Below are 16,412 nucleotides of genomic sequence, written 5' to 3' on the forward strand. Positions count from 1 at the left end.
ATTCACGAAACGGCGACGTCATCTAAGGAACACTGGCAAGGCATTCTTGCGTTGAGGAACCATTTGATGCGCCCTTTTTTGTTGCTCTTTGTACTGTTCTCGGTGTTGGAGCTGTTCGTATTCGTCAAGGTCAGCGGGGCTATCGGGTTTTTCCCGGCCCTGCTGCTGATCATTCTCGGCTCGATGCTCGGCATGTTCGTGCTGCGTATCGCCGGTTTGGCTACTGCGCTACGCGCCCGTGAAAGTCTGAGCCGCGGCGAGTTGCCGGCCCAGACCATGCTGGAAGGTCTGATGCTGGCCCTGGCTGGCGGTCTGTTGATCCTGCCGGGCTTCGTCACCGACGTGCTGGGTCTGATCATGTTGCTGCCGATTTCTCGTCGACTGCTGGCCAACAAAATGCGCCAGCGCGCCGAGGAACAAGCGATGCGTCAGCGCGCGTTCGCCGATGACCTTCAGCCACGGGGCGGTCCTGCTCCACGCCAGCCGCTGGGCCGTGAGCCCAACGTGATCGAAGGCGAGTTCGAACACCGCGACTCCAAGTAACGCTTCCATCGACACGGCACCTTCGGGTGCCGTGTTCGTTTTCAGGGCATCGAGGTAAAAAATATTCGTTCACTGCCCTTGAAATAAGCTCATGCGCCCTTATGTAACGGTCACCGCAAGGTTGCTGGCGATTACGCCAGACAGACTTCCGCGGTTCGCTTGACGAACCGCACCCGGCACCGCCGGATTTGTTAAACCCGCCGGGACTACACCGGCCGATGAAAACCACAATTAGGAGAGATCGACAATGAAGCTTCGTCCTCTGCATGACCGCGTCGTCGTCCGTCGCAGCGAAGAAGAAAAGAAAACCGCTGGCGGTATCGTCCTGCCAGGTTCGGCTGCTGAAAAGCCAAACCAGGGTGAAGTCCTCGCCGTAGGCCCAGGCAAAGCACTGGACAACGGTGAAGTGCGTGCGCTGGCCGTGAAAGTGGGTGACAAGGTTGTGTTCGGCCCTTACTCCGGCAGCAACACTGTGAAAGTCGACGGCGAAGACCTGCTGGTCATTGGCGAGAGCGAAATCCTCGCAGTAATCGAAGGCTGATTCCCCGCTCATTTTCCCGCTACTACAAAGTATTTAAGGAATATCGATCATGGCTGCTAAAGAAGTTAAATTCGGCGATTCCGCCCGCAAGAAAATGCTCGCCGGTGTCAACGTCCTGGCTGACGCAGTAAAAGCGACCCTGGGCCCTAAAGGCCGTAACGTGATCATCGAGAAGAGCTTCGGCGCTCCGACCATCACCAAGGACGGCGTTTCCGTTGCCAAAGAAATCGAGCTGAAAGATCGCTTCGAAAACATGGGCGCGCAGCTGGTCAAAGACGTTGCCTCCCGTGCCAACGATGACGCAGGCGACGGCACCACCACCGCTACCGTTCTGGCTCAGTCGATCGTCAACGAAGGCCTGAAAGCCGTCGCTGCCGGCATGAACCCGATGGACCTGAAGCGCGGTATCGACAAAGCGACCATCGCGATCGTCAAAGAACTGAAAGCCCTGTCCAAGCCTTGCGCTGACACCAAGGCCATCGCTCAGGTCGGCACCATCTCGGCCAACTCCGACAACTCCATCGGCGACATCATTGCCGAAGCCATGGAAAAAGTCGGCAAAGAAGGCGTGATCACCGTTGAAGAAGGCTCGGGCCTGGAAAACGAACTGTCGGTTGTTGAAGGCATGCAGTTCGACCGCGGCTACCTGTCGCCGTACTTCGTCAACAAGCCAGAGACCATGACCGCCGAACTCGACGGTCCGCTGATCCTGCTGGTCGACAAAAAGATCTCGAACATCCGCGAAATGCTGCCAGTACTGGAAGCTGTTGCCAAAGCTGGCCGTCCACTGCTGATCGTGGCCGAAGACGTTGAAGGCGAAGCCCTGGCGACTCTGGTTGTGAACAACATGCGTGGCATCGTTAAAGTCGCAGCCGTCAAGGCTCCAGGCTTCGGCGACCGTCGCAAGGCCATGCTGCAGGACATCGCCGTTCTGACCGGCGGTACCGTAATCTCCGAAGAGATCGGTCTGAGCCTGGAAAGCACTACCCTGGAACACCTGGGTAATGCCAAGCGCGTGATCCTGTCCAAAGAAAACACCACCGTGATCGACGGTGCCGGCGTTGAGGCTGATATCCAGGCTCGCGTGACCCAGATCCGTCAACAAGTGGCCGACACTTCGTCCGACTACGACCGTGAAAAACTGCAAGAGCGTCTGGCCAAACTGTCTGGCGGCGTTGCAGTGATCAAGGTTGGCGCCGGTTCCGAAGTTGAAATGAAAGAGAAGAAAGCCCGCGTTGAAGACGCCCTGCACGCTACCCGCGCAGCCGTTGAAGAAGGCGTGGTACCTGGCGGTGGCGTGGCACTGGTTCGCGCTCTGCAGGCTATCTCCGAGCTGAAAGGCGACAACGATGACCAGAACGTTGGCATCCAGTTGCTGCGTCGCGCTGTTGAAGCGCCACTGCGTCAAATCGTTGCCAACTCCGGCGACGAGCCAAGCGTGGTCGTCGACAAGGTCAAGCAGGGTTCGGGTAACTACGGTTACAACGCTGCTACCGGCGAATACGGCGACATGATCGAAATGGGTATCCTGGACCCGGCCAAAGTGACTCGTTCGGCTCTGCAAGCGGCTTCGTCGATTGCCAGCCTGATGATCACCACTGAAGCCATGATCGCCGAGATCAAGGAAGACGCACCAGCTGGCGGCGGCATGCCAGACATGGGCGGTATGGGCGGCATGGGCGGCATGATGTAAGCCAGCCTTACCCCTATAAAAAAGCCCCGCCTGTGCTAAGCAGGCGGGGCTTTTTATTGCCTTCATTTTGCTAGGTCTGGAGACCGAGTCGCGGCCATCGCGGGCAAGCCACGCTCCCACAGTCGATTGCATTGAACCTGTGGGAGCGGGCTTGCCCGCGATGGCGTCGGCTCAGACGCTGACCGGTTCTGCCTCGCTCACCCGTTCAGCCTTGGAAGCCGGTCGATAGAGGATGTAGTAATACGCCCCCAGACAAATCAGCCAGCAGAAAATCGCCGTCCACACGTTGTGCGAGAAGAAGTGCGCGCCTTGCATCATCCGGCTGATGGAAAACACCGAGCCTAACGCGAAGGCGACGACAAACGCCTTGCGGGCCAGCCGTGGACGACGGTCACGCAGGACGAAGAACAGCGCAAACAACGTGAAGCCGGTCGCTGCATGACCGCCTGGCCAGCAGCGGCCCGGCTTGTCGGTGTGCGGACGAGGGCTGAGCAATTCGCTGTAGGTTTCGTGCCCGCCAAATTGTTCCAGGCTCCATGGGCATTGCACCGCCGTCACCGCCTTGACCGGGGTGACAAAGGAGGTTGCCAGCGCCAGGGACAGCACCAGGCAGCCCAGTTCCCGTTTGAACGGTTTGAGCCTGTCCATGAAAAAGGAGCCGATGAAGCCCAGGATGGCGAACACCGAAAAGGCGATGACCACTTGCTTGGCCCGGTCATGCAGGATGTTTTCCAGGAAGTAACTGTGCCGCCCGATGAATGCCCCGGCGACCGGGTCATAGAACAGCTTGGCAAGGTCCATGTCCAGGGACGTCAGTTCGAGCAACAGCAGGGTGATCGCCGCAATGGCGGGCACTCCCAGGCACAGCCAGACATTCAGCGGCCTGGAGACGGGACGGACAGCGGTTGATGACATGGTGGATCCTGAAGAATGGAAAAGCCCCGGGGCATCAGCCCGGGGCCATTCTGTTAACGGTCGCTGACTTGGCGGGTGCCCTCCTTGGGCGCTTTCCAACCGAGCAGCTGTTGCTTGAAGCCATGACTGGCAGTTTGGTAATAAGTGATTGCGCGGGTGATCAACGGATTGCTGGCGGTGGCCCGTGATTCGCGACTGTCGGTCAGCGCATCATCGTGGCGACGCAGACCCTGACGCGGGCTCAGGATCGCTAAATCCTTGCCGTCGAACAAGCCCAGATGCTGATAGTTGCCAACCACCACTCGCGGCGGCAGTGGATTGTCCTGCAACAGGTTGCGCCCGAAGAACGTCGACTGGTAATCCAGGTTCAGCAGGCCCAGCAACGTTGGCGCCAGGTCAATCTGGCTGGCCAGTTGTGCGGTCTCCCGAGCGTCGATCAGCTTCGGTGCATAGATGAACAGTGGAATCTGATAGTTGCTGATCGGCAAGTCTTCTTTGCCGGCGCTGCCTGCAGTGTGGTCGGCGACGAAGACGAAGATCGTGTTATCGAACCAGGGTTTTTTACGCGCCTGATCGAGGAACTGGCCGATGGCGAAGTCGGTGTACTTCACCGCACCGTCGCGGCCGTTACCGGATTTGATGTCGATCCGGTTATCCGGGTAGGTGTAGGGGCGATGGTTGGAGGTGGTCATCAGTTGCAGCAGAAACGGCTGTTGCCTGGCGTAGTCGGCGTCGGCCAGTTTCAGGGTCTGGTTATAGAGGTCTTCGTCAGCCATGCCCCAGGCGTTCTTGAAGTGAATTTCTGATTCATCGACGCTGCTCTGGTCGACGACGCGATAGCCGTTGCCGCTGAAGAACGCGTTCATGTTGTCGAAGTAACCGCGCCCGCCGTACACGAACACGCTGTCGTAACCCACGGCGCTGAGCTGTTGGCCGAGGCTGGCGAAACCACTTTCGCGACCCACACGCTTGACGATCGAACGCCCCGGTGTCGGCGGAATGGCCAGGGTGATGGCCTCCAGGCCACGATCGGTGCGGGTGCCGGTGGCGTAGAAATTGTTGAAGTACAGGCTTTGTTTACGCAACGCATCGAGGTTCGGTGTCAGGTTGCGATCGTCACCATTGCTGCCCATGTACTTGGCACTGAAGCTTTCGATGGTCACCAGCACGATGTTGGGCTTTCGCTCGGTGCCGGGATTGTCGATCATCCGGCGGATGTCCTGCGGATCCTCGCCAATGAAGCGGGCGTTGGGCTCAGCCAGTTCAGCGCGAATCTGCTGCGCGACGACGGAGGTCGGCAGGCTGCTGTAGAACGGCGGGTAATCCAGTTCGTTATTGCGGAAAGCGGCGAAGAATTGGTACGGGCCATTGCTCGCCAGTTCGTTCTGATAGGCATTGCCACCCTGAGCACGCGGTGCATCCTGGCTGAGCAGTTGCAGGCTCAGGCCCGCGACGATCAGCAGGCCCAGCGCATTCAACAGACGCCCGCGCATTGCAGGCAATGGTGCGTCCAGCGCGGCATTGAAGGGTTTGCGCAACGCGAAGCTCAGGGCCACGGCCAGCACGGCCAGCACGGCGAGCAGGCTCAGCAGCTTGCCGATCGGGTACGATTCCAGCAGGTTATTCAGCACTTCGTCGGAATACACCAGGTAGTCGACGGCGATGAAGTTGAAGCGCACACCGAACTCATCCCAGAACAACCATTCGGCCACCGAAGTGAACAGCATGGCAAACAGGCTGACGGTCAGCAGCCCCTGAAGAAACCAGCGATGGCCACGGCGGCGCCACAAGGCCGGCGGGCAGAGCAGCAGATAGAGGCCCATGGGCAGCGCCGCGTAGGCAATGAAACCCAGGTCATAGAGCAGGCCGATGCCAAACACCGACAGGAATCCGCTGCCGGCCTCATCCAATTGAGTGAGGAGCAGAACACTTCGAGTCAGGAGAAAAATGACCAGCCAGGAGCCGGTTACCAGCAGCAGAAAGCGCATTGGCGCCGTCTTCAAACAATCCACTATCTACATTCCCTATATTAATGGCGCGACAGCTTCTCTTGAACGCTGTAGTCAGGTTGTGAACCGACAGTGAAAAACTTGTTAACACGATCATTTGGCTGAGCGCATCGATTCTACGAGCGGTCACCCTAGCCCTGAGTCACGCTTGGCCTTAAGCTGCGCGGGCCAAGACGGCCGTTACTGTGTACGGAGGAGGTGCCGATGCGAATTCTATTGGTTGAAGACAACCGCGATATCCTGGCCAACCTGGCCGATTATCTGGGGCTCAAAGGTTACACCGTGGATTGCGCGCAGGACGGTTTATCTGGCCTGCACCTGGCGGCCACCGAGCATTACGATTTGATCGTACTCGATATCATGCTGCCCGGAATCGATGGTTACACTCTGTGCAAGCGCTTGCGCGAAGACGCCCGCCGCGACACGCCGGTGATCATGCTCACTGCTCGCGATCAACTGGACGACCGCTTGCAAGGCTTCAAGTCCGGTGCCGACGATTACCTGATCAAACCCTTTGCCCTGTCCGAACTGGCGGCGCGCATCGAGGCGGTCATGCGCCGTGCCCAGGGTGGCGGTCGCCGTGCCTTGCAGGTCGGCGATCTGAGCTACGACCTCGACACCCTCGAAGTGACCCGCGAAGGCCGTCTGCTGAAACTCAACCCGGTGGGCCTGAAATTGCTGGCCGTGTTGATGCAGAAAAGCCCGCACGTGCTGCGCCGGGAAATTCTCGAAGAGGCCCTGTGGGGCGATGACTGTCCGGACAGCGACAGCCTGCGCAGCCACGTCCATCAATTGCGCCAGGTGATCGACAAACCGTTCGCCAAACCCTTGCTGCACACGGTACACGGCGTCGGTTATCGCTTGGCCGAGGGCCGTGATGGAGTTTAAGCAGAGCCTTGCGCAACGGATCATCATCGCCTTTGCGTTGATGAGCGCACTGGTCGCGGGAGCCTTCGCCCTGGGCATCATAGCGACTGTGCATCTGGTGGAAGAGAAACTGATTTCGGCAGGTTTGGGCGGCGATTTGCAGCGCCTGTTGCTGATGGACAGTGTGTCGGACTGGAGCCACCGCCCCGAGCCGGACCAGCTGTTCTATTTCAGCGGCGGGCCGGGCGACTTTGAGTTGCCCAAGGATTTGCGGCACCTGGACTCGGGTTTTCATGAAGTCTTCCGCGAGAATCTGTCGTATCACGCGATGGTCGAAATCGTCGACGGACGGCGTTATGTACTGTTGCAGGACCAGAGCGATTTCGAAGAGCGTGAACGGGTGCTGTTTGCCGTGGTGCTGGTGGGGTTCGTGTTGAGCCTGGCATTGGCGGTATTTCTGGGCTGGGTGTTGGCGCGCAAGGTGATGGCGCCGGTGGTGCGACTGGCCCGTCAGGTGCGTCATCGCGATCAGTTGTTGGGCCTGGCGCCGCCACTGGCTCCGGATTATGCCGCCGATGAAGTGGGCGAACTGGCCGTGGCCTTCGACGCCACCCTCGGGCGCTTGCGTCAGGCGTTGACCCGTGAGCGGCTGTTCACCAGTGACGTCAGCCACGAGCTGCGCACGCCGTTGATGGTGCTGGCCAGTTCCTGTGAACTGTTGCTGGAAAACCCCGCCATCGATCAGCGCGGACGTGCCCAGGTCGAGCGAATTGCCCGTGCGTGCGCAGAGATGCGCGAGCTGGTACAAACTTTCCTCATGCTGGCCCGCGCCCAGCATGAAGACGCCAGCATGGCCCCCCGGCAGAGCCTCAGTCAGGTGGCCGACGGGCTGCTTTGCCAATGGCGCGAGCCGATCGAAGCCAAGGGCCTGACGTTGAACGTTGAGTTGGGCAATCCTCCGGACACTCGCTATAACGCGACGCTTTTGCACGCGGTGATGGGTAACCTGTTGCGTAATGCGCTGCATTACACCGAGCGTGGGTTTATCCGCTTGGCCCTGACCGATACGGGGTTTGTGGTCGAAGACAGTGGTGTAGGCATTCCCGAGGAAAAACGCGAGGCGATGTTCGAGCCTTTCGTGCGCGGCAGCGAGAAGCGTGGCGAGGGCCTGGGGCTTGGACTGTCGCTGGTGCAGCGGATCTGCGAGAACCAGGGCTGGAGTGTCAGCCTGACGAATATGGAACCCAATGGCTGCCGTTTTCAGGTGGAGTTGGGGGCGTCCCGGGTTTGATTGGGCCGGACGGGACCGCTAAAAGCAAAAGATCGCAGCCTTCGACAGCTCCTACGCGCCTGTGGGCGCCTCCGAAGGCTGCGATCTTTTGCTTTTAGCGGTCCCCTGTAATACCCCCGAAATGATCCCGGTTTTTACATGACGATTTTTTCACCAAGTCATCACCTGACGCCGACACAGCCCTACCTAAGGTGGTTGTCATCAGAAGTTCAGGAGATTGCAGTGATGGCTGGCCCGATCAAACTCGATTTTTCCGAAAAGTACGACGATGAACACTCCCGCAAGTATTTGCGCAAGCATCAAGCGGGGCTCGGTCGCCGGCTGTCCCACTGGCGCGACGAGCAACTGGCGCGAAAAGCGCTGGCGCTGGCCGGTGAGCCTGGCCTGATCCTCGACTTGCCCTGCGGTGCCGGGCGTTTCTGGCCGCTGCTGGCGCAAAAGCACAACCGTGTCATCATCGGCGCCGACAACTCGAAGTCCATGTTGAAGACTGCCATGCAGGCGCAACCCGCCGAGGTGGTAAAACGGGTACAACCCTTGCAAACTTCTGCATTCGACATTGCCTTGCCCGATAACGCCGTCGACAGCATTTTCTGCATGCGTTTGCTCCATCACATCGGTGAAGCCGAGCATCGACTGACCATTCTGCGCGAATTCGAGCGTGTCACCCGCGACAGCGTGATTGTTTCGTTGTGGGTAGACGGCAATTTCAAGGCCTGGAAACGCAAGCGCGCCGAGAAACGGCGTGGGCAGGAGGGTTTCCAGAATCGATTTGTGTTACCGGCTGCCACGGTTGAAAAAGAATTCGAGCAGGCGGGTTTCCGTATTCAGGAACAACTAGACTTTTTACTGCTCTATGCCATGTGGCGGGTTTACGTATTACGCAAGAGGTAACAGGATGGCAGTGCAATGTGCAGCAGAAACGGAAGTCGCTTCTCAGGACCGCTTCGACTACTTCTGGAATCGGCGCGGTGAATGGGTAGAAGAACCCAACGTTCGTCGCGGTGGAGAAAGTGGCGTGCAGCGCGTCATGGGCAGTGATGGACAGCTGCTCTATGCCAAGCGTCAAACCGGTCATATCTATCGCAGCTGGTTGCACCCGTTCGGTCGGCCGACGGTGTTGCGTGAGCGCGATGCACTCATCGGCCTGCGCCTGCTCGACGTTCGCGTTCCAGAGATCGTTTTCTGCGGCGCACAACGCGATCCCGTTCACATATGGCGCGCATTGCTGGTCACCAAGTCGCTGGATGGCTTTGAGGAAATCGAACATTGGTACGCAGGCGGCGGTCGCGAGCGTTACGGTGAGGCGGTGCATGATCGCGTATTGAAGGATCTGGCCGACAACCTGGCCCGTATGCACAAGGGCCGTTGGCAGCACAGCTGCCTCTACATCAAGCACGTATTCGTGCGGGTCACCGGGGAAGGTGGGTCGGCGAAGGTCGAAGTTGCCCTGATTGATCTGGAGAAATGCCGGCAGCGTTTGACCGCCCGTCAGGCAGCGACCCATGACCTGAAGCAACTGCGTCGCCACTCGTCGTTCAGCGATACGGACTGGAAAAAACTCGTCTATTTTTACGAGAAGGCGTCTGGCAGCGCTATCAAAGGCTTATAGCGATGAAACTCGAAATTGCACGAGGTTTGTTTTTGGCAGGAGCCTTGGCAGTTGCTTCATTGGCGGTGGCGGCTTGGGAGCAACCCCGTACGCAAGTCCTCAGTTCAGTGCACGGTGATGCACATTGTCCATTGCCCCGGGTTGCCAAAGCACCCGTGGCCACTCAACCCGATCATGACTTGTTGCTGTTCATGTTCGGACTTTCTCAAGGGCTGAGGCCGCAGAGTTGAACAGATTGAAGCCCAAATAAGAGGCCTCGCAGATGCGAGGCCTTTTTTGTGTCCGATGGCTCAAGTCTTGCGCGATCCATTGTGGGAGCGAGCCTGCTCGCGATAGCGGTGTGTCAGTCACCTCAATGCTGGCTGTGCCATCGCTATCGCGAGCAGGCTCGCTCCCACTGGGATATGTTGTGTTCTTCAGGGTTTATCGGGCTTGGCCAGCAACGTGTAAATGCACGGCAGCACGAACAATGTGAACAGCGTCCCGATTGACATCCCCGTCGCGATCACCGTGCCAATGTCGAACCGGCTGACCGCCCCCGCGCCCGTGGCGATGATCAACGGCACCATGCCAAACACCATCGCTGCCGTGGTCATCAATACCGGACGCAGGCGAATGGCCGCCGCTTCCTCCACCGCTTCGCGAGGCGTCAGCCCCTTCTCCTTGCGTAACTGGTTGGCGAACTCGACGATCAGGATCCCGTGCTTGCTGATCAGCCCGATCAACGTCACCAGCCCGACCTGGGTATAGATGTTCATGCTCGACCAGCCAAGGAATAGCGGAATCAACGCGCCACAGATCGACAGCGGCACGGTCACCAGAATCACCAGCGGATCGCGGAAGCTTTCGAACTGGGCCGCCAGCACCAGGAAGATGATCGCCAATGCCAGGGCGAAGGTGACCCACAGTGCGCTGCCTTCCTGAACGTATTGCCGTGACGCACCGGCATAGTCGACGGCGTAACCCGCCGGCGCTTCTTCCCGAGCGATCTGGCGCACGGTGTCGATGGCTTCACCCATGCTGACCAGCGGGACCCCGGAAAGAATCGCCGAGTTGAGTTGCTGGAACTGGTTCAACTGACGCGGTCGCGCCCGGTCCGTCACGGTGATCAGGGTCGACAGGGGCAGCAATTCGCCTTTGGTGTTCTTCACGTAATAATGGTTTAGCCAGTCGGGGTTATCCCGGAAGGGACGTTCCACCTGCGCAATGACTTTGTAGCTGCGGCCTTCGATGGTGAAACGGTTGATCTCTGCTTCACCCAGCATCGTCGCGAGGGTGCCGCCCAGGTCCTGCATCGATACACCCATTTGTGCGGCCTTGGCGCGATCGATATCCACCACGACTTCGGGTTTGTCGAAGGCCAGGTCGACGTCGACAAAAGCAAACTTGCCGGATTCCATCGCTCTTTTTTTCACCCGGTCCATCACTTCCAACAATGACTCATAGCTGTTGGCCGAGTTGATCACGAATTGAAACGGCAAGCCTTCACCCGTGCCCGGCAGGGAAGGCAGGTTGAAGCCGAAAATCTGCAAGCCCGGAATGCTTGCCAGTTTGCCCTGAACCTCGGGCAGGATCTGCATCTGGGTTCGGCTGCGTTCGTTCCAGGGTTTGAGCAGGAAGCCACCGATCCCCGATTGCACGCCGTTGAAGCCGTTGATCTGGAACGAGGAGTAGTACTCGGGGAACTCCTTGAAAATCGCGAGGAACTCGTCGGTGTAGGTGTTCATGTAGTCGAGGTTGGCCGGTTGCGGGGCATTGGCCATCATGAAGATGACGCCCTGGTCTTCGTCCGGCGCCAGTTCCGACTGGGTGAGTTTGAGCAGCACCGGAATCAGGCAGAGCACGATCACCGCGAACACCAGCACCACCGGCCGGGTGTTGAGGGTGCCATGAAGCACACTCTGATAGCGGCGTTTGAGGCCTTCGAAGATCATGTCCAGGCGATGGGCCAGGCCGGTAGGGTTTTCATCGTGGCGCAGCAGCAGGGCGCACATCATCGGCGACAGCGTCAGCGCTACTACGCCGGAAATCACCACCGCCCCGGCCAGGGTCAGGGCGAACTCCTTGAATAACGCCCCCGTCAGGCCGGTCAGGAAGCCGATCGGCGCATAGACCGCCGCCAGGGTAATGGTCATCGACACCACCGGCATCGCGATTTCCGCAGCGCCTTCAAGCGCGGCATCCAGCGGTGTCTTGCCCTCTTCGATGTGCCGGTGAATGTTTTCCACCACCACGATGGCGTCGTCCACCACCAGGCCGATGGCTAATACCATCGCGAGCAAGGTCAGCAGGTTGATCGAGTAGCCCATCATCTGCATGAAGAACATCACGCCGATCATCGACAGTGGAATGGTCACCACCGGGATCACCACCGAGCGCAGGGCGCCCAGGAACAGGAACACCACCACGATCACGATCAGTACCGCTTCGAACAGGGTTTTCACCACTTCGTCGATAGAGGCCTGAATGAACAACGTGGCGTCGTAGGCAATTTCGCCTTTGAGGTTCGGCGGCAGCTGGGCTTCCAGGTCCGGCATGATCTTGCGCACTTCCCTGATCACGTCCAGCGGGTTGGCACCGGGCGTGGCCTTGATGCCGATGTACACCGAAGGCGTGCCGCCGAAGGAGCTGACGGAGTTGTAGTTCTCCGCGCCCATCTCGACCCGCGCCACGTCCCGCAGCAACACGCGACTGTCACCGTCGACCTTGAGCGGGATCGCGCCGAAGGCTTCAGCGGATTTGAGTTCGGTGTTGGCGTTGATACTGGTGACCACGTACTCGCCTTTCACTTCGCCGGCGGCGGAGAGGAAGTTGTAGTGGCGCACGGCGTCGGTCACATCGCTGGCGCTCAGGCCGAAACCGGCGAGTTTCACCGGGTCTAGCCACAGACGCATGGCGAACACCTGGTTGCCGAGAATCTCGGCTTCGGCCATGCCCGGCAGGGTCGCCAGTTTCGGCTGGATGACCCGTGACAGGTAGTCGGTGATCTGCGGGTTACTCAGCTCCTTGCTGAAGAAACTGATGTACATCAGCACCGACGCGTCGGCGGCTTCCTTGCTCAACACCGGGTCTTCGGCGTCCTGAGGCAGTTGGTTCTTGACCTCGTTGGCCTTGGCCAGCAGTTCGGTGAACAGGCGATCGCTGTTGGAACCGATGCGCGCGTAGATCGAGATCACCGAAAAGTTCTGGCGACTGACCGAGGTCATGTAGTCGATGCCCTCGGCGCTGGCCAGGCTCTGCTGCATCGGTTGGGTGATGTAACCCTGGATGGTTTCGGCGTTGGCCCCGGGGTAAGCGGTGGTCACCGTGATCAGGGCGTTTTCCATTTGCGGGTATTGGCGCAGCGGCAACTTGCTCCAGGCCTGGAAGCCCAGCAGCACAATCAACAGGCTGACCACGGTGGCGAGCACCGGGCGGCGGATGAACGGGTCGGTAAAAGCCATGGGGATTCCTTGATCAGTCAGCGCGTGGCTGGCTGCTCTTCTCGGCTAGGGTCTTGTCGTCGCTGATGGCAATGTGCGCGCCGTGGTCCAGTTTGATCTGGCCGGCGGTGACCACTTTTTCGCCGTTCTGCACGCCTTTGGTGATCATGACCATCCCGTCGCGGCGCTCGCCGGTTTCGACGAAGCGTCGTTCGGCAATCAGGATCGGCTCGCCCTTGTCGTCTTTTTCGAGGCTGCCGTCTTCGGCCTTTTTCTGCGCAACGACGTACAGCGAGTTGCCATAAAGGGTGTAGGTGATCGCGCTTTCCGGCACGACGATGCGTGGCTGCGGATCGGGCAACAGCACCTGCAGGCTGGCGAACATCCCCGGCAGCAGTTTGTCATCGGGGTTGGCCAGGGTGGCGCGTACCATCACGTTGCGGGTGCTGCTCTCGACCTTCGGGTTGATCGCACTGACAGTGCCGGGGAAACTCTCTGTCGGGTAGGCCGAGACAATGACTTGTACCGGTTGGCCGAGGGCGATTTTCGGCACCGATTGTTCGGGCACAAAGAAGTCGACGTAGAGGCTGCTGATGTCTTGCAGGGTGGCGATCATCGTGCCGCTGGCCACGTAGTCGCCGACGTCTACCTGTCGAATGCCGATGGTCCCGCTGAACGGGGCGAGGATGCGCCTTCTCTCCAGGGCCGCCTTGAGCTGATTGACCGTGGCCCGGCTCTTTTGCAATACCGCCGAGAGCCGGTCGAACTCGCCTTTGGAAATGGCCTGGCTGCCCACCAATTGGCTGCCGCGACCATAATCCAGTTGTGCCAGTCCCAGGTCGGCTTGAGCGGTTGCCAGCAGGGCAGTTTCAACGGAGGTCTCGAGTTGCAGGATCGGTTGACCTGCCTTTACCTTCTGCCCGGACTCGAACTGCACTTCCTTGACGGTGCCGGCGATCTCCAGACTCAGGTCGACTCCTTGCAGCGCGGTGAGGGTGCCGACCGTTGGCAAACGGCTTTGCCACGGACGTTCGGTGGCGGTGGCCACGGCGACATTTATCGGCGGTTTCGGCACGGAAAAGCCCTGCATCATCGTATAGATGGAGAAGGCTTTGTAACCGGCCAGGACCAGCACGATCAGCAGAACAACACCCAACATGATCAGCATGCGGCGGCGCAGCATATTTCCAGTTCCTTGGAGAAAATCAGGTGAGACAGGCGGGAACATTACTCCCACTGCGAGGGGGATTCCAATGGATGTTTTTTGCGTGATCTTACGAAAAAGATCGCAGCCTGCGGCAGCTCCAGGTACGCATTCCCCCGCAGGCTGCGATCTTTTAAACCATCAGATGAAGATGGTTGTCCCAGAGCCCCGCAGGTAACTCCAGAGGTTTTGCAACAAGGGTTGTCTGGCGGCAATCGTAGTACCGGCAACGGCCCTGGCCCGAGGTTACGACAAAACCATCGGCCACGGCCCCTACGCCGGCGCAATCGGGAAGTGGCGCGTCCAGGCGTACTTCACCGCTGTCCAGGTCCCAGATAAAAAAGCGGTTGCCCCGCGGCGCGGTCAGGGCGACCAGACGCAGTTCGCTGTGCACGGCAACGCTGGCGGTGTAATGCCCCATGGCCTGCAACTGATGCTCGGGCACCGGGAAGGCCACGAATGGTTGGCCGGGCCGCTTGATCGCCAGCAGCTCCGAAGACTCGTGAGCAGCGCCCATGAACTGCTGACCGGCGACGATGGTGCCGTCGCTGGCTATCCCTAAGTGCCGCACGCTGTTCATCTGCTGGGCCAATGTTTCCTTGCTCAGCAGCGTGCCGTCGCGTTGCATCAGCACCAGGCTCGGCTCCATGGCGTTGAGGTTCATTTCGACCCGGCTTTCGGCCTCGGTGCGAATGCCGCCGTTGGCTACCACCAGCGTCTCGCCATCGGGCATCCACGACACTTGATGCGGGCCGACGCCATGGGTGGAAAGCTCGCCGCTGTGTACCAGTCGTTCACCCTCGAACTGATACACACCGAGCAGGCCACGGCCCGGATCGGAGGTGTCGTTCTCGGTGGCGTACAGCCATTCGCCGCTCTTGTGAATCACCGCATGACCGTAGAAGTGCCGGTTCGGCTGCGAGACCACGGTTTGCAGCAGCGTGCCGTCGCGCAGGTCGATCAGGTAACTCTCGGTGCCCGGACGCCGGGCGACGAACAGCGCCATCGGCAGGGTCGGGTGGTTGATGATGTCGTGGCAACGCTGGCCGACCTGGGTGGCAAACACCCGGGTGCCGTCCAGCCGATAACCGACGGCGTAGTGCTTGCCGTCGCCATCGTCCCGCGCCGAGAGTAGCAGCGGGCTTTTGTCCTTTTGCTTGAACAGCGTCCAGCCGCCCAGTGTCACCGCACCCAGCAGCAACCCCCCCAACGTCAGAGCCTGGCGTCGCAGCATGGCACTTGCCCTCATCAGTCACCGTCGTTGGCGTTGAAGCCCAGTTGAATGCCCAGCGCCTTGGCCAGTTCGCCTTCGTGCAGGCGATGGACAACGTTGAGGCTGTCGTAGATAGCGTTGAGCTGCTGGCGCCCGGCATCGTCAGTGAGCATGTCGGTCAGTGAGCGCTGGTTGCTGGCGAGCAGTTTCAGGGACGCTGCGTAGGCCCCGTCGATCTTGTCGGCCAAGGGTTTCTGCTCGCTCGGCAACAGACCGCGCAAGCCTTTGTTGTCGACACCGACCCAGACGGTTTGCGCAGCAGTCAGGCTCGCTTCCATGCTTTTCAGCGAAGATTGGCTGCGCCAGGCATCGGCCTGGAACGGCTGTGGCGTGCCCTTGCTCTGACGGCCCATCGGCGTGCCGAGTTTTTTCTTCAGGGTGTCCAGCGCCGTCACTTGCACGCGCAGCAGATCGGCGATCGCTTCATGGGAATCGGCGTAGCGCTGGTTGGGGAATTTGCTCATCTGCGCGAGCATGCCGTCGTTGGTGTTCCAGCGCGACAGGATCTCTTCGGCCAATTGCTTCTGACGTTCGCCAATGGCGGTCAGCAGCGGGCAGTATTTGGCTTTCTGCGTGCTGTCGGCCATGTCGATCTTGCTGTCGAACAGGATGTATTCATAGGCCGAGAGGCCTTGCACCACGACGCTGGACTTGGCCAGGGCGGCAGCATCGATTTGCGGTTGCGCGGTGACCAGTTGCTCGACCTGACGGCCTACCAGGTTCTTCTTGTCCGGCCAGAACTGCACCTGCCACGAACGGTTGCCCTCGGCCAATGGCCCGATCAGCAGCGGTTGCAACTCGGCCCAGGCTTTCTGCGCGTGCAGGAAGTCGGCGCGGGCGGTGTCCAGGGTTTCCTTGCCTTGGCAGAAGGCCAGGGCGCTGACTGCCAGTTGCCGGTCGGCTTCGACCCAGCGGCTGTAGGTCGGCAGGATCACTTGCTTGGCGATGGCCGCCGAGGTGACCGCTTGCGGATCCTGGGGCGAACAGGCGCCCAGGGCGAGGGCGGCAAGGCTGGTGAACAACAATTTGGGACGGAACATGT

General features: G+C 59.7%; 14 protein-coding genes. 8 read left to right on the plus strand and 6 right to left on the minus strand.

Going from position 1 to position 16,412, the window contains the following annotated elements; translation table 11 throughout:
* The first annotated feature begins 66 nt into the window (after positions 1 to 66).
* From AACY49_RS05330 to groL, 3 genes are all read left to right on the plus strand, one after another.
* Complete coding sequence (locus tag AACY49_RS05330) at positions 67 to 543, plus strand: FxsA family protein (RefSeq protein WP_258699327.1); 477 nt, start codon at positions 67 to 69, stop codon at positions 541 to 543.
* Between the two features lie 247 nt (positions 544 to 790).
* The gene (locus AACY49_RS05335) at positions 791 to 1,084 is read left to right on the plus strand and encodes a co-chaperone GroES (protein ID WP_007898444.1); all 294 of its coding nucleotides are present in this window, start codon (positions 791 to 793) and stop codon (positions 1,082 to 1,084) included.
* Between the two features lie 49 nt (positions 1,085 to 1,133).
* The gene (gene groL, locus AACY49_RS05340) at positions 1,134 to 2,777 is read left to right on the plus strand and encodes a chaperonin GroEL (RefSeq protein WP_105345112.1); all 1,644 of its coding nucleotides are present in this window, start codon (positions 1,134 to 1,136) and stop codon (positions 2,775 to 2,777) included.
* A 171-nt stretch (positions 2,778 to 2,948) separates the two neighbouring features.
* Here the strand turns inward: groL and AACY49_RS05345 are convergent, their stop codons facing one another.
* Together AACY49_RS05345 and AACY49_RS05350 are read right to left on the minus strand one after the other, a co-directional pair.
* Entirely contained in the window at positions 2,949 to 3,692 is a 744-nt protein-coding gene (locus AACY49_RS05345) for a phosphatase PAP2 family protein (RefSeq protein WP_258699328.1), read from the minus strand.
* A gap of 53 nt (positions 3,693 to 3,745) precedes the next feature.
* Positions 3,746 to 5,704: an LTA synthase family protein gene (locus tag AACY49_RS05350; RefSeq protein ID WP_339522143.1), complete on the minus strand. Its 1,959-nt coding sequence runs from the start codon at positions 5,702 to 5,704 to the stop codon at positions 3,746 to 3,748.
* 201 nt (positions 5,705 to 5,905) lie between these two features.
* Here AACY49_RS05350 and colR point away from each other — a divergent pair, with 201 nt between their 5' ends.
* The 5 genes from colR to AACY49_RS05375 all read left to right on the plus strand — a co-directional run bounded on the left by colR (position 5,906) and on the right by AACY49_RS05375 (position 9,701).
* Positions 5,906 to 6,589, plus strand: coding sequence for a two-component system response regulator ColR (colR, locus tag AACY49_RS05355; RefSeq protein WP_007938890.1), 684 nt, complete (start codon positions 5,906 to 5,908; stop codon positions 6,587 to 6,589).
* Complete coding sequence (locus AACY49_RS05360; protein WP_258699330.1) at positions 6,579 to 7,859, plus strand: sensor histidine kinase; 1,281 nt, start codon at positions 6,579 to 6,581, stop codon at positions 7,857 to 7,859. Before colR ends, AACY49_RS05360 begins: the two co-directional genes overlap by 11 nt.
* 225 nt (positions 7,860 to 8,084) lie before the next feature.
* A complete protein-coding gene (locus AACY49_RS05365) occupies positions 8,085 to 8,753 on the plus strand; it encodes a class I SAM-dependent methyltransferase (RefSeq protein ID WP_258699331.1) in 669 nt (222 codons plus the stop codon).
* A 4-nt stretch (positions 8,754 to 8,757) separates the two neighbouring features.
* Complete coding sequence (locus AACY49_RS05370) at positions 8,758 to 9,471, plus strand: lipopolysaccharide kinase InaA family protein (RefSeq protein ID WP_339522148.1); 714 nt, start codon at positions 8,758 to 8,760, stop codon at positions 9,469 to 9,471.
* A 2-nt stretch (positions 9,472 to 9,473) separates the two neighbouring features.
* Positions 9,474 to 9,701, plus strand: a complete 228-nt coding sequence (locus AACY49_RS05375; protein ID WP_026331876.1) for a hypothetical protein — start codon at positions 9,474 to 9,476, stop codon at positions 9,699 to 9,701.
* Positions 9,702 to 9,887: 186 nt separating this feature from the next.
* On the opposite strand, the gene AACY49_RS05380 is transcribed toward AACY49_RS05375, so the two are convergent.
* From AACY49_RS05380 to AACY49_RS05395, 4 genes are all read right to left on the minus strand, one after another.
* Complete coding sequence (locus AACY49_RS05380; protein WP_339522152.1) at positions 9,888 to 12,914, minus strand: multidrug efflux RND transporter permease subunit; 3,027 nt, start codon at positions 12,912 to 12,914, stop codon at positions 9,888 to 9,890.
* A 13-nt stretch (positions 12,915 to 12,927) separates the two neighbouring features.
* The gene (locus AACY49_RS05385) at positions 12,928 to 14,076 is read right to left on the minus strand and encodes an efflux RND transporter periplasmic adaptor subunit (RefSeq protein WP_339522154.1); all 1,149 of its coding nucleotides are present in this window, start codon (positions 14,074 to 14,076) and stop codon (positions 12,928 to 12,930) included.
* 154 nt (positions 14,077 to 14,230) lie between these two features.
* On the minus strand, positions 14,231 to 15,331 hold the full coding sequence (locus AACY49_RS05390; RefSeq protein WP_339522156.1) for a DUF1513 domain-containing protein: 1,101 nt from the start codon (positions 15,329 to 15,331) through the stop codon (positions 14,231 to 14,233).
* Positions 15,332 to 15,345: 14 nt separating this feature from the next.
* Positions 15,346 to 16,410: an imelysin family protein gene (locus AACY49_RS05395; protein WP_258699337.1), complete on the minus strand. Its 1,065-nt coding sequence runs from the start codon at positions 16,408 to 16,410 to the stop codon at positions 15,346 to 15,348.
* Between the last annotated feature and the right edge of the window lie 2 nt (positions 16,411 to 16,412).

The sequence above is a fragment of the Pseudomonas sp. EL_65y_Pfl2_R96 genome, from assembly GCF_963970905.1.
In the GTDB taxonomy this organism is placed as follows: Bacteria; Pseudomonadota; Gammaproteobacteria; order Pseudomonadales; family Pseudomonadaceae; genus Aquipseudomonas.

What these genes read in the sequence shown, in the direction of transcription:
- AACY49_RS05330 (WP_258699327.1), top strand. Translation starts at nt 67, where the DNA reads ATGCGCCCTTTTTTGTTGCTCTTTGTACTGTTCTCGGTGTTGGAGCTG.
- AACY49_RS05335 (WP_007898444.1), top strand. Translation starts at nt 791, where the DNA reads ATGAAGCTTCGTCCTCTGCATGACCGCGTCGTCGTCCGTCGCAGCGAA.
- groL (WP_105345112.1), top strand. Translation starts at nt 1,134, where the DNA reads ATGGCTGCTAAAGAAGTTAAATTCGGCGATTCCGCCCGCAAGAAAATG.
- AACY49_RS05345 (WP_258699328.1), bottom strand. Translation starts at nt 3,692, where the DNA reads ATGTCATCAACCGCTGTCCGTCCCGTCTCCAGGCCGCTGAATGTCTGG.
- colR (WP_007938890.1), top strand. Translation starts at nt 5,906, where the DNA reads ATGCGAATTCTATTGGTTGAAGACAACCGCGATATCCTGGCCAACCTG.
- AACY49_RS05360 (WP_258699330.1), top strand. Translation starts at nt 6,579, where the DNA reads ATGGAGTTTAAGCAGAGCCTTGCGCAACGGATCATCATCGCCTTTGCG.
- AACY49_RS05365 (WP_258699331.1), top strand. Translation starts at nt 8,085, where the DNA reads ATGGCTGGCCCGATCAAACTCGATTTTTCCGAAAAGTACGACGATGAA.
- AACY49_RS05370 (WP_339522148.1), top strand. Translation starts at nt 8,758, where the DNA reads ATGGCAGTGCAATGTGCAGCAGAAACGGAAGTCGCTTCTCAGGACCGC.
- AACY49_RS05375 (WP_026331876.1), top strand. Translation starts at nt 9,474, where the DNA reads ATGAAACTCGAAATTGCACGAGGTTTGTTTTTGGCAGGAGCCTTGGCA.
- AACY49_RS05380 (WP_339522152.1), bottom strand. Translation starts at nt 12,914, where the DNA reads ATGGCTTTTACCGACCCGTTCATCCGCCGCCCGGTGCTCGCCACCGTG.
- AACY49_RS05385 (WP_339522154.1), bottom strand. Translation starts at nt 14,076, where the DNA reads ATGCTGCGCCGCCGCATGCTGATCATGTTGGGTGTTGTTCTGCTGATC.
- AACY49_RS05390 (WP_339522156.1), bottom strand. Translation starts at nt 15,331, where the DNA reads ATGCTGCGACGCCAGGCTCTGACGTTGGGGGGGTTGCTGCTGGGTGCG.
- AACY49_RS05395 (WP_258699337.1), bottom strand. Translation starts at nt 16,410, where the DNA reads ATGTTCCGTCCCAAATTGTTGTTCACCAGCCTTGCCGCCCTCGCCCTG.